Here is a 12,129-nt window from a genome sequence, read left to right as displayed (position 1 = left end):
CCGATCGGCGGCCGTTCGCGACGGGGCGGTCGACCCTCCGCGACGGATTGCGCACGGGAGGCGGCTGCACCTCCGCGAGGGCGGGTCAGAACAGGCGGACCGCGTCGGAAGGCTCGTCCAGGCCGCGCACCAGCACCGGGATCCGCTTCCGGAAGGCGAAGAACCCGCGCGACGCCGAGGGCCACGCGGTGCCGTCCCACCGGCGGCGCACGGTGACGAGCGCGACTCCCTCGGCCGCGAGCGCGGGGCGCAGCGCGTCCAGCCGCTCGCGGACGGGTCCGATCGGCGCGTACGGGACGACCACGGAGTCGAGCCGCTCCGACCTCGCCCACTCGACGACCGTCGCGGGATCCGCATCCGCCAGCACCCGCGCCGGCCGGCCACTCGCGTCCGGCGCGCGGGACGAGGCGTCGAGGAGCGCCGCCGAGGTGAAGGCGCTCACCGCCTCCGACACCGCGAGCGGCGAGCGCTGCTCTGCATCGGCGACCGCAGCCCTCGTCACGAGACGTTCCGCCAGGCCGGGCTGCTCGGCGAGGAGGCTCTCCGCGTCGAGGTCCTCCTCGTGCAGCAGGAGGCCGGGGCGGGCCCCGACGGTCCCGACGACGTCGTCCACTCCGATCGCCTCCCGGGGCGGGAAGTGCTCCTCGACCAGCGCCGGAGCCGTGGTGGCGAGGCCCTGCGGGGAGAAGCGCCCGTCGGTGTACCGGGCGATGTTCGAGGCGGACGCCAGGTACGTCTTCCCCGGCGTCTGGAGCCCGGCCACCCACCTCCAGGAGAGCGTGTTCGACGCGGCGTCGCCGTCGAGGAGGTGCCGGTAGAAGAAGTCGGCGCCGAGCTGCCAGGGCAGCTGAAGGGTGAAGATCCAGATGCTCGCGAACCACATGCGCGTGGGATTGTGCAGGTAGCCGGTCTCGACGAGCTCGCGCACCCACGCGTCCATCGCGTCGACGCCGCTCCGCCCACCGATCGCGTCGCGGTAGCCCGACGGGAGGCGGCCCTCGACCAGGTCGTTCAGCTCGCGGCGGTAGCGGCGCCACACCTCGGGGTTCTGCTCGAGCCAGCCCTTCCAGTAGGTGCGCCAGAACACCTCCTGCACGAACTTCTCCGCGGCGGTCAGCCGGTGGCGCGCGAGGACCGCGGCCACGACCTCCCGCTCGGTCACGAGCCGGTGGCGGAGGTACGGGGAGAGCCCGGAGACGTTGTCCCGCGACGATCCGAGGTCGTGATTGCGGTCGCGCGCGTAGGCGCCGCCGGCGCGCGGGACGAAGTCGGCGAGCGCCTCGAGACCGGCGGCTCTGGTCGGGATGAACATCGCCCCATCATGGGGGTCGTCGCGGTGCGGAGACTGACAGCGCTCGACCCCTCGGACTCGAGTCCTCGCGGGCCTCCAGAAGTTGCGGGAAGCGCGAGCCGTCACCGCAACTTCTGCGGAAGCACCGCGCCTCGCCGCCCGGCACTTCCGCCCGTTCTCCAAAAGTTGCGGGAAGCGCGAGCCGTTACCGCAACTTCCGCGGAAGGGTGCGGGCCGCTTCTGGACGAGGCCGCGCGCCGCGGGCGGAGGCGCCACGACCCACCCCAGGAATCCCCGCCACCCACCCCCTAAGTTGGGGCGTGGGGTCGAGGGAAGGAACTGCCGATGAGCATGGAAGGCGCGGCCTGGAGCTCGCTCTACAAGATCTCGACCGTCAGGGACGGCAAGCACGGCATCTCCCGCGCCTCGGTCCGGCGCATCATGACGTTCGCCGTGCCGTACCGGTCGCAGCTGCTGATCTTCATCACGCTCTCGATCGTCGGAGCCTTCCTCGCGGTCGCGACGCCGGTGCTGGCCGGCCAGGTGGTCGACGTCATCGTCGCGCGGGGCGAGGTCGCCACGATCATCCGGATCGCCGTCGTCATCGCGCTCGTCGCCGTGGCGGACGCCGCCGTGTCCCTCGTGACGCGCTGGTACTCCGCGCGGATCGGCGAGGGCGTGATCCTGGACCTGCGCACCGCCGTCTTCGACCACGTGCAGAAGATGCCGATCGCGTTCTTCACCCGCACCCGCACGGGCGCCCTCGTGAGCCGCCTCAACAACGACGTGATCGGCGCTCAGCAGGCGTTCAGCGGCACCCTGTCCGGCGTGGTCACGAACCTCGTGGCGCTCATCCTCACCCTGATCGTCATGCTCAGCACGTCTTGGCTCGTCACGGTCCTCGCCGTGATCATGCTCCCGATCTTCCTGGTGCCTGCTCGCCGGATGGGCGGCCGGCTCGCCGCCCTCCGCCGCGAGGCCGCCGATCACAACTCCGCGATGAGCACGCAGATGACCGAGCGCTTCTCGGCCCCCGGCGCCACCCTCGTCAAGCTGTTCGGCCGGCCCGACGAGGAGGCCGAGGAGTTCCGCGTGCGCGCCGCCCGCGTCCGCGACATCGGGGTCCGGACCGCGATGCTGCAGTTCGTCTTCTTCACGGCGCTGATGCTCGTCTCGGCCCTCGCCCTCGCGCTCGTCTACGGGCTCGGCGGCGTCCTCGCGCTCGGCGGCGCCCTGGACACCGGCGAGGTGGTCACGCTGGCGCTGCTCCTCACCCGCCTCTACGCGCCGCTGACCAGCCTCGCGAACGCCCGCGTCGAGATCATGAGCGCGGTGGTCAGCTTCGAGCGCGTGTTCGAGGTGCTCGACCTCGAGCCGCTCATCCAGCAGAAGCCCGACGCCGTCGCCGTCCCCGAGGGCCCCGTCGCCGTCGAGTTCGACGACGTCCGCTTCGCCTACCCGTCCGCCGACAAGGTCTCCCTCGCCTCCTTGGAGGAGGTCTCGACGCTCGACACCCGCGGCGGCGAGGAGGTGCTGCACGGCGTCTCCTTCCGGATCGAGCCCGGCCAGACGGTCGCCCTCGTCGGCACGTCCGGCGCCGGCAAGTCCACGATCGCGCAACTGCTCTCGCGTCTCTACGACGTCGACAGCGGGGCCGTGCGGCTCGCCGGGACGGACGTCCGCGACGTCACGTTCGACTCGATGCGGCACACCCTGGGCATGGTGACGCAGGACGGCCACCTGTTCCACGAGACGATCCTCTCGAACCTGCGCCTGGCCCGACCGGAGGCGTCCCTCGACGACGTGTGGGACGCGGTCCGCCGCGCGCGGCTCGAGCCGCTCCTCCGCTCGCTGCCCGATCAGCTGGACACCGTGGTCGGCGAGCGCGGCTACCGGCTCTCGGGCGGCGAGCGCCAGCGACTGACCATCGCGCGGCTCCTGCTCGCCCAGCCTCGGGTCGTCATCCTCGACGAGGCGACCGCGGCCCTGGACTCGACGTCGGAGGCGGCCGTGCAGGCCGCGCTCAGCGAGGCGCTGGAGGGGCGGACGGCGATGGTTATCGCGCACCGCCTGTCGACCATCCGCAGCGCCGACCTGATCCTCGTGGTCGAGGACGGCTCGATCGTCGAGCGCGGCACGCACGACGAGCTGCTGGCCGCCGGTGGGCGGTACGAGGAGCTGCACCGCACCCAGTTCGCGGTGCAGAAGAGCCTCGCGGCCGACGTGGAGGCGCTGAGCGGGGCGTGATGCCGCGGCCCCTCAGCCTCGCAGTGCGTAGGTCAGCACCGCGTTGCCCGCGCTCGTGATCGACGAGTCGCGCAGCTCCAGCCGCGTGAGCGGATCGCTCGGCTCGAACAGGCGGCGGCCGGCTCCGGCGATCACCGGGTGGACCATCAGCGTGAGCTCGTCGAGGAGGCCGGCGAACAGCAGCTGTCGGGTGAGCGAGATGCTCGAGAACAGCGAGATGCGTCCGCCCTCGGTCCGCTTGAGGTCGACGAGGAAGCTCTCGACGTCCCCCTCGATGAGCCTGGCGTTCCAGCCGAGCTCCCCGGTGAGCGTCGTCGAGGCGACGAACTTCTCGATCGGGTTGATGAAGGCGCCGAAGGGATCGTCGGCGGGTGCCGAGGGCCAGTACTGCGACCACTCCTCGTAGCCGGCCCGTCCCATCACGGCGGTGTCGACCTCGTCGATCATCCCGCCCATCAGCGCTCCGAGCTCGGGGTCGAAGCTGTCGAACTGGAACAGGTTCGGCGATTCGACGACTCCGTCGATCGACGCGAACAGGCCGGCGGTGAGCAAGCGCATGGGGTGCCTTCCTGGCTCGGGAGCGAGGCCGCCCGCGCGGCCCCAGCGCCGAGCGTCGCGGGTGCGGGCACCGGCGTCAAGAGGTGCGGCAGTGTCCCTCCGCGCTCGGGGAAGGGCAAGGGGGCGCGGAGGGAGAGGAGCACGACGGACTCTGAGGGGACACCACGATCCTCTCGGAGGCAATGATGTTCTTCCACGTGCAGCGACTCATCAACGACATCGAGCAGGACGAGCCGGATCCGGCCGCCGCGAACGCGCTGCAGGAGGGGCTCGGCGGGCAGTTCGGCGAGATGCGCACCATGATGCAGTACCTCTTCCAGGCGATGAACTTCCGCGGCGCCGACGCGAAGCCGTACCGCGACCTGATCCAGGGCATCGGCACGGAGGAGATCAGCCACGTCGAGCTGATCGGCACCACCATCTCGCGCCTGCTCGACGGCTCCCCGCGCTACAACGGCAAGCCCACGGATCCGCTCGACACCCCGGGTGCCGGCGGCGCCACTCCGCTGAACATCGCCCTCGACACGGGCAACATCCACCACTACCTCGTCGGAGCGCAGGGCGCCCTGCCGGTCGACTCGGTCGGCAACCCGTGGAGCGGCAGCTACGTCTACAACTCGGGCAACCTCGTGCTCGACCTGCTCTACAACCTCATGCTCGAATCGACCGGGCGCCTGCAGAAGTGCCGCATCTACGAGATGACGGACAACAAGACGGCGCGATCGACGATCGCGTACCTGATCGTCCGCGACCAGGCCCACGAGAACGGCTACGCCAAGGCGCTCGAGACGCTCGGCATCGACTGGAAGAAGACCCTGCCGATCCCGAAGACGAACGCCGAGAGGTTCCCGGAGGTCAAGAAGCTGGTCGATCTGGGGCTGCAGAGCAAGCAGTACACGTTCGACCTCGAGGGCGCGTCGGAGGCGGGGAAGATCTTCCGCGGCGCCTCGCCCTCGAACGACGGCACGACCCTCGAGTCGAAGGAGCAGGCTCCGGAGGGAGTGCCCTCGGTCATCGCGCCCGAGCGCTTCGAGGAGTTCTCGCCGGGCCTGGACCCCGAGCTGCTGAAGCTCATCCAGACGACCGCCGAGATGGAGCTGGACGAGATCAGCTCGTTCTACGGGCCGACCGGGAAGTAGTGCGATCGATCCGTCGCGGACGGCTGCGCGGGGGCCGCTGCGGCGGCCGTCCGTGACGGATCGCCTGCTGCCGGTCCTCTGCCTGGCGTGTCGGCGGCCCTGCTCCGCGATCCGGCGCGGACGGCTACGCGGGGGCCGCTGCGGCGGCCGTCCGCGACGGATCGCCTGCTGCCGGGCCTTTGATTCGCGTGCCGGCCGCCCTGCTCCGCGATCCGTCACGGACGGCCGCGCAGATCGCTGGTCGGCGGCCGTCGGTGACGGGTCGGCGTGCTCCCCTGGTGATCGAGCAGCCCGCGCGGCGGGCGTCTCGAGATCCACCAGCGTCAGAACCCCTGGTCGAATGACCGATCCGCCGGAGCCGGCGGGTCGAGACACCCACGTCCAGGGCTGCCCGACCGGCGAGAGCGGGTCAGGCCGACGGAGCGGAGCGGCGGGGGATCGAGCCGAGGTCGATGCCGAGCTCGGTGCGTAGGCGCGAGGCGAACACGCGCTCGAGATCGGCGGAGGCGGGGTCGCCCTCCGCCCAGACGCGGGCGGCGATGCAGGCCTCGGCCAGGCGGGCGGCGGTCAGATCCGACCACCACTCCCCCGTGCCCGCCTCGGCGAGCAGCGTGCGGGCGGCAGCGACCTCCGCGCGGGCGCGCTCCAGGAGCAGCCGGGTCGCCTCCGGATCGGACTTCGCCGACCACAGGTCCGCGATGCGCGCGCTGAGGATGGCATCGGCGCGGCAGCAGGCGTCGTCGACGACCGATCGGGCCTCGGTCCGGGTGAGCGGTGCGCTCACGGTCGTCACGACCGCTCCGAGATGCGGGAGCGGGATGCGGTCGGGACGGGTGGGGAGTCCGTCATGGGGTGGCCTTTCACGGGGAGAGGATCGAGGCGGTGGTCGACGGAGGGACGTCGAGGTCGACGCGAGCGGGGGATCTCGCGCTCCGCCTCAAAGGGGTACATCCACGGTACTGAGGGGTTCCTCAGGAAGGGAGGGCTTGTCAGGGCCTTGCCGGGAGGAGCAGAGGCTCAGCAGAGGCGGCGACGCCCGGGGACGCGGTCCGTCCTCTTGCGGACGTGTCCGCTAGCGGGCCTTGCACCCACGCGGGCCGGTCCCGAGACTGAGGGGCCGCCCGCCCCGATCCTGGAGGACCCTCTGCCCGTCTCGACCGACCTCCCGCCCTGCACCGCACCGGTCGAGGACCGCTCCGTGCGCACCTGGCTCCGCGGCGGATCACTCGGGCCGACCGAGCTGTCGCGCCGCGGCGGGATCCTGGTGCTGCTGTCGATCCTCCTGGTGCTGGTGCCCGTCGCCGTGCTGACCCTGCTGCACGTCGACGCCCACGTGTCGCTGAAGGTGACGGTCGTCACGATCACGGTCACCGCGCTCGTCGGAGCGGTGCTGCGGGTGGTCGCCGACGCGCAGCCGACTCCGCGGGGCGATCTCGACCGTGCGGGCAAGGCGGTCGGAGCCGTCGCCGCGGTGTTCACGGTGCTGTCGGTGGTCGTCGACTGGAGCATCATCCGGCTCTGACGGCACCGTCGCCGGTGTCCGGAAGAGGACGTGTCCGCTAGCGGCGCTTGTCGGCGCGCGCCCGGGCCTGGACACTGAGGGATCGCGGACATCGCGCGACGCGACCCTCGACGGTCGCCACGATCCCCTGGAGGACGCCGTGCGGCTTCACCTCGCCCCTCTCCCGACCGCGTCGCTCCCGCCGTCGCCCTGCGCTCCGCGTGCGAGCCGGCCCTGTGAGCACGATCGAGGGTGCGGTCGCGGTCTCCGAGCAGGTCGCCGGCACGGCGCTGCCCGCCTCCCCTCCTGGTCCGTCCGCCTCCGGCCCGCAACGGCCCGCCCCCGCGGAGACGCCCGGCAGGCCGATGAACCGGCGGTCCCGCCTGCGCGCCTGGCTCCGCGAGGGCTCGCTCGGCCCGACCGAGCTGACCCACCGCGGCACCCTGCTGGTGCTGCTCTCGATCGTGCTCGTGCTCGCGCCGGTGCTGACGCTCACGCTGATGGACGTCGACTCGCACGTCGCGCTCAAGGTCTGGGTGCTGGCGATCACGATCATCGCGATGCTCGGCGCGCTGCTGCGCGTGGTCGCCGACGTCCGTCCGACACCGCGCACCGACCTCGACCGCGCGGGCAAGGCGGTGGGAGCGGTGGCCGCGATCTACACGGCCGCGGCCGTCATCATCGACTGGAGCATCCTGCACCTGTGACGGGAGTCGGCGGGGCCCCGGCCGGCCCACTTCCGCAACGACCCCCATCCGAGGCACGCCTCGCTCCGAAGACCCTGCGACAGAGAAGGAGATCGAATGGCTTCCAGCAGCAGACGGTGGCACGTCGGAGCGATCGTCGCGCGCGTGCGCGCCTCGTCCGCGATCAGCGCCTCCGGACTCGACACCGCGGCCCGCGCCGCCCGCAAGCTCGACGTCCTCCGGATCGCCGACGGCGTCGACGCCGGCCGCCTCACCTCCGAGCAGGCGGTCGAGCAGTTCCTGCGCATCGTCGACGAGCTGGCGGCCGGGCCGTCCACCTCGCCGAACCCGATCCTGAACGGCTGACGCGGGCTCAGGACCGAGAGCCCCGTCCGCGGATCACGGCGACCGCCGCGCCCACCAGCGAGGCCAGACCCGCCGCCGCGGTGCTGACCGCGGTCACCGCCTCGCTCCACGGCGTCGTGTCGTGCGACTGGAAGCCCAGGACCGCGGGAGCGATCACGAACGTCGCGAGCAGCACGCCCGGCATCGAGCTGCCGAGCAGGCACGCGAACGCGACTCCCAGCGCGACCGAGCGCCCGAGGGCTCTCACCGCGAGGGCCCCCAGACCGAGCACCGGGATCAAACTGAGCGCCATCTGCAGCAGCGGGGCTCCGATCGGCGTCGGGGCTCCGATCAGGCCCGAGACCAGCGCGTGCGCACCGTTCAGCGCGAACACCGCGGCGACGGCGACCGCGCTCGCGCGGAACACGGCGCTCACCGGCGCGAGAGCCCGCATCAGCGCGAGGATGCCCGCGGCGAGAAGCAGTGTCGCGACTCCGAAGACCTGCGCGGCCGACCCCACGTTCACCCAGGGGTCCGCGGGCATCGAGTAGTCGTAGAGGTGGTCCTGGATCGTCCGGTCGACCGGTACGCCCGCCTCCCCCACGATCAGCCAGCGCTGCACCGAGGCCTGCAGCTGCAGCGCCGCGGAGGCGAGGAACGCGGCCGCGGCGAGCAGCGCCCACGACGGGGACGTGCCCGCGCGGCGGTTGGGAGTCGCGACGACCGTCATGGCGGCACGCTAGCGTCGCCCCGGGTACGGCGGAGGAACAGCGGGCGTCGAGGCGGCGACGGGCACGCCCCGCGCGCGCGGGCGAACCGCGTCATCCGTCACGAAGGGCCGCCTCGGAGCCCGCGCCACGGCCATCAGCGCCGGATCGAAACAGCAGAAGGACATGCCTGGCGGATCGACGCGATCCGAGCCGACGGAGCACTGCCGTGGACGATCGGGGGCGCCGATCCGTCACGGTGGGACGCTCCGGAGCGATCCGCGCGGACGAACGAGCGTTGATCCGTCATGAAGCGCCGTCTCGGGGCCCGCGCCGCGGCCGCTCGCGACGGATCGGCGCGGGAAGCAGACCGTCTCTGACGGATCGACGCACGAACGTGCCTCCGGGAACGGCGGAAGCCCGCCGCACCGGAGTGCGACGGGCTCCCGTCGGTCGATCAGCCGATCAGCGCCGGTCAGCGCCGACCGGTCAGCCGCAGCTGCGGGCCGCGTACGGCGCCGCGGTCGTCGCGGTGACGGTCGAGCCGCCGACCGTCGCCGTCGCGGTGACCGTCGCCTCGCCCGCGGCGAGCTGCGTCGAGCGCACCGTGTACGCGGCGGAGGCGCTCGCGCCCGGCTTCACTCCGGCGAACGTCTTCACGCCCTCCGAGGTGCGGACGGACACGTCCATCGGCACGGTGTCGCCGTTGCGGGCGACGACCGTCAGCACGACCTTGCCGGCGAGGCAGCGGGTCGAGGCCGTCGCCGAGACCTTGAGCGACGACTGCACGGTGACGACGGCCTGAACCGGCATCCGCGAGGCGTCCTGCGCGACTCCCGAGACCGTGAAGGTCCCGGCCGAGGCGTAGGAGGCGGGGGCGACAGCGTCCCACGCGACGTCGACGGTGCTCGTGGCACCGGCCGCCGTGGTGATCGTGGCGCGCGGCAGCACGGGCGCGGTGCCCGGGGCGGTCGTCGCCGTGAGCGGGGCGACCGAGGCGACCGCCAGGTTCGGAGCGAAGCCCTCGAGCACCTTCTGGTACTCGGCGCGGGTGACCGGGATCACCGTGCCGTGGCGGGGCTTTCCTCCGTCGGCGTTCTGCGGCAGGTTCGCGGCGAGCTTGGAGCCCAGCGGCTGCCAGGAGTCCCCGTCCGCGATCTCGTCGGTGCCGAACGGCACGTAGTGGTTCGGGCCCTGGTGGTAGTCGGGCTGGTCGATGAAGAGGAACCAGTCGAGACCGTTCACGTCGCCCTCGTTGGCGGGGAAGACGTTCGGGCCCTCACCGCTGGTGAAGGTGCCGCCGGAGCCGTTGGGCAGGCCCGACGCGACGCGCTCCTTGATCAGGGTCCACTCGTCGGCGGGACCGGTCGGACCGGGCAGCGCGCCCGAGACGGTGGCGAGCAGGTCGGTGCTCTTCTCCTCGCGCAGCGTCATCGACGCCTCGTCCTTGGTGAAGCGGTAGTAGACGCCGTCCTCCTCCGCGATCGTCGAGTCGATCGTGCCGCGGCCCGCGCCGCGCTGCACGTCGATCCACGGCTTCGCCTCCGAGAAGGTGACGAAGTCGTCGGTCGTCGCGTACATCATCCGGTTGTAGGTGACGGACGTGCGGTCGGCGACGTTCGTGGTCGGGTAGATGTTCGAGGCCCAGAACACCACGTAGGTGTCGAGGGCGTCGTCCCAGTACGCCTCGGGCGCCCAGGTGTTGCCGACGAAGTCGGAGGACACCTTGACGTGCCGCTGCGCGGACCAGTTCACGAGGTCGGTCGACTCCCACACCTCGATGTGCTTCGAGCCCGACTTCTGCGACGTGTCGAAGCCGCCCGCGAGGCCGGCGATCTTGAGGTCGGTGGCGAGCATGAAGAACTTGTCGCCCTCCTTCGACCGGATGATGAACGGGTCGCGCAGCCCCTGGGTGCCCAGGGTCGACGAGAAGACGGGCTTGCCGCCGTTCAGGGTGTTCCACGAGAGCGCGTCATTGCCCTTCGAGGCGGCGAGGCTGACCTGCTCGGCGCCGTCGCCCTCTCCGGTGAAGAACGCCCAGACGTAGGCCTCGGTGTCGTCGGTGCCGACGGGCAGCGGCTGGACGCGGAGGGTGAAGTCGCGCGTGCGGCTCACCGTTCCGCTGGTCGCCGTCGCGCGGACGACGACGTCGATCGCGGTGCCGCCGGCGGCGGGGCGCTCGACGTCGATGGTGCGGGTGCCGGCGGCGCTGCCGTCGCGGAGGGTCGCGCCGCTCGGGCTGACGACGCTCCAGACGAGACCGGAGCCGAGCACGCCCGTCGAGGGCACGGTCACGTTGGTGCGGATGTCGCCGACGTTCGGGATCGTGATCGAGGCGAGGTCACGGTCGACCTTCTCGGTGTCGCTGAGCTGGGGAGCGACGGACACCGGGTAGGCGACGGAGCGGGTGGTGCCGCCGACCGCGTAGGTCGCGGTGAGGACCACGGAGGCAGCGGGCGAGCCGGCGGCGGGGCGCGTGACGGTGGCGGTGCCTCCGCTGACCGCGATCGCGGAGCTGCTCGAGGTCCAGGTGATCGCGACGCCGCTGGCGGTGGCGGGCAGCGGGAAGCTCGCGGTGGCCTCGGTCGGGATCGTCACCGAGGCGACGGCGCGGTCGAGGGCCTGCGAGGAGTAGAGCGCGCTCACGGCGTCACCGGTGAGGGCGCTGCCGTAGACGGCGAAGTCGTCGATGTCGCCGTTCCAGCCCGCGTCGGGATAGGTCGAGCGGGCGAGGTAGGCGACGAGGGACGAGCCGAAGGACGAGACGTTGCGCGCGATCGTCGTCGTGGTGCCGATCTGGGTGCCGTTGACATAGACCTTCAGTGTGCCGTTCGTGCCGTCGATGACGGTCGTGTAGAGCGACAGACCCGCGGGGGTGCGCGCTCCGAGCGTCTGCGTGTTCGTCGCTCCGGGGCCGACCTCGGTGCCCCAGGGGGCGCCGGCGTTGACGGAGTTGGTGACGACGGACTTGACGTAGCCGGCGGTGTTCGTGGGGTTCAGCAGCCAGTACCCGGAGGAGTGCTGGGCGCCGCTCGCGATCGGCGCGCCGACGAACGCCGCGGCGGTGTTGGCCGCTCCGGAGCGGGGCGAGAGCCAGGTCGAGAACGTGAGGTCCTTCTTGCCGACCAGCGGCGCGGTGGGGATCTCGAGGTAGGGCGCGGCGGCCGCGGAGCCGCCGGGGAAGCTGATCGCGCCGTTGCGGACCTCCGCGCCGGTGCGACGCAACGTCGCGTCGTAGTCGTTGCCGCTCACGTCGTCGATCGTCGCGCCGGTGGGCGCGGTGTCGAACGTGTAGTGCAGGAGCGGAGTCTCCGTGGCTCCGAAAGCGGAGCTCGGTACCGTGGCGCCGAGAAGCGCCGTGGCGGCGACGGTGCCGATCGCCAGTGCGATCCTCACCGCCGAACGTGATCGAGTCATGCAGAAGGCCCTCTGTGGTCGGTGCGGCGTCGACGACCGACCCGCAGGGCTCCGCGGATCCGCGCGTCTTCGCACGGGATGTGAACGTGAACACTCTAAATGAGACGGTTCACGGAGGGCCACCCCGGAGGAGGATCACGGCTCCGCGCCCGGGCCGGATCGAGTGGACCCGGACCGGGCTCTGCGGCGCTTGCGGACCCCGTTCCGCGCCCACTCGGGTGCGCCCGCCTCCGCGATC

10 protein-coding genes are annotated in these 12,129 nt (G+C 72.0%); 5 read left to right on the top strand and 5 right to left on the bottom strand.

Annotated features, from left to right (window positions below):
* Positions 1-85: 85 nt before the first annotated feature.
* Positions 86-1,312, bottom strand: a complete 1,227-nt coding sequence (locus B0T42_RS06245) for an FAD-binding domain-containing protein (protein ID WP_077222386.1) — start codon at positions 1,310-1,312, stop codon at positions 86-88.
* Positions 1,313-1,636: 324 nt separating this feature from the next.
* Here B0T42_RS06245 and B0T42_RS06240 point away from each other — a divergent pair, with 324 nt between their 5' ends.
* Positions 1,637-3,538: an ABC transporter ATP-binding protein gene (locus B0T42_RS06240; RefSeq protein WP_077222385.1), complete on the top strand. Its 1,902-nt coding sequence runs from the start codon at positions 1,637-1,639 to the stop codon at positions 3,536-3,538.
* A gap of 12 nt (positions 3,539-3,550) precedes the next feature.
* Here B0T42_RS06240 and B0T42_RS06235 read toward each other — a convergent pair whose 3' ends face one another.
* A complete protein-coding gene (locus B0T42_RS06235; protein ID WP_077222384.1) occupies positions 3,551-4,096 on the bottom strand; it encodes a dihydrofolate reductase family protein in 546 nt (181 codons plus the stop codon).
* Positions 4,097-4,281: 185 nt separating this feature from the next.
* Between B0T42_RS06235 and B0T42_RS06230 the strand changes: the two genes are divergently transcribed.
* A complete protein-coding gene (locus tag B0T42_RS06230; protein ID WP_055784925.1) occupies positions 4,282-5,235 on the top strand; it encodes a manganese catalase family protein in 954 nt (317 codons plus the stop codon).
* A 409-nt stretch (positions 5,236-5,644) separates the two neighbouring features.
* Here the strand turns inward: B0T42_RS06230 and B0T42_RS06225 are convergent, their stop codons facing one another.
* Positions 5,645-6,028, bottom strand: a complete 384-nt coding sequence (locus B0T42_RS06225) for a hypothetical protein (RefSeq protein WP_077222383.1) — start codon at positions 6,026-6,028, stop codon at positions 5,645-5,647.
* 405 nt (positions 6,029-6,433) lie between these two features.
* Between B0T42_RS06225 and B0T42_RS06220 the strand changes: the two genes are divergently transcribed.
* The 3 genes from B0T42_RS06220 to B0T42_RS06210 all read left to right on the top strand — a co-directional run bounded on the left by B0T42_RS06220 (position 6,434) and on the right by B0T42_RS06210 (position 7,788).
* Positions 6,434-6,757, top strand: coding sequence for a hypothetical protein (locus B0T42_RS06220; protein ID WP_077222382.1), 324 nt, complete (start codon positions 6,434-6,436; stop codon positions 6,755-6,757).
* A 215-nt stretch (positions 6,758-6,972) separates the two neighbouring features.
* Positions 6,973-7,443: a hypothetical protein gene (locus B0T42_RS06215; protein ID WP_077222381.1), complete on the top strand. Its 471-nt coding sequence runs from the start codon at positions 6,973-6,975 to the stop codon at positions 7,441-7,443.
* Positions 7,444-7,539: 96 nt separating this feature from the next.
* Positions 7,540-7,788 (top strand): hypothetical protein, encoded by a 249-nt coding sequence (locus tag B0T42_RS06210; protein ID WP_077222380.1) that lies wholly within the window; start codon positions 7,540-7,542, stop codon positions 7,786-7,788.
* 7 nt (positions 7,789-7,795) lie between these two features.
* Here B0T42_RS06210 and B0T42_RS06205 read toward each other — a convergent pair whose 3' ends face one another.
* Together B0T42_RS06205 and B0T42_RS06200 are read right to left on the bottom strand one after the other, a co-directional pair.
* Positions 7,796-8,497 (bottom strand): hypothetical protein, encoded by a 702-nt coding sequence (locus B0T42_RS06205; protein WP_077222379.1) that lies wholly within the window; start codon positions 8,495-8,497, stop codon positions 7,796-7,798.
* A 466-nt stretch (positions 8,498-8,963) separates the two neighbouring features.
* Positions 8,964-11,870 (bottom strand): immunoglobulin-like domain-containing protein, encoded by a 2,907-nt coding sequence (locus tag B0T42_RS06200; protein ID WP_139344433.1) that lies wholly within the window; start codon positions 11,868-11,870, stop codon positions 8,964-8,966.
* Positions 11,871-12,129 lie beyond the last annotated feature (259 nt).

Origin of the sequence: Rathayibacter rhapontici (assembly GCF_001995175.1) — a bacterium.
Lineage (GTDB): Bacteria > Actinomycetota > Actinomycetes > Actinomycetales > Microbacteriaceae > Rathayibacter.
The sequence above is the reverse complement of the archived record's forward strand: the minus strand, read 5'-3'. Positions and strand labels throughout refer to the sequence as shown.

Coding starts and splice junctions, on each gene's coding strand:
- B0T42_RS06245 (WP_077222386.1), bottom strand. CDS start 1,312: ATGTTCATCCCGACCAGAGCCGCCGGTCTCGAGGCGCTCGCCGACTTC.
- B0T42_RS06240 (WP_077222385.1), top strand. CDS start 1,637: ATGAGCATGGAAGGCGCGGCCTGGAGCTCGCTCTACAAGATCTCGACC.
- B0T42_RS06235 (WP_077222384.1), bottom strand. CDS start 4,096: ATGCGCTTGCTCACCGCCGGCCTGTTCGCGTCGATCGACGGAGTCGTC.
- B0T42_RS06230 (WP_055784925.1), top strand. CDS start 4,282: ATGTTCTTCCACGTGCAGCGACTCATCAACGACATCGAGCAGGACGAG.
- B0T42_RS06210 (WP_077222380.1), top strand. CDS start 7,540: ATGGCTTCCAGCAGCAGACGGTGGCACGTCGGAGCGATCGTCGCGCGC.
- B0T42_RS06205 (WP_077222379.1), bottom strand. CDS start 8,497: ATGACGGTCGTCGCGACTCCCAACCGCCGCGCGGGCACGTCCCCGTCG.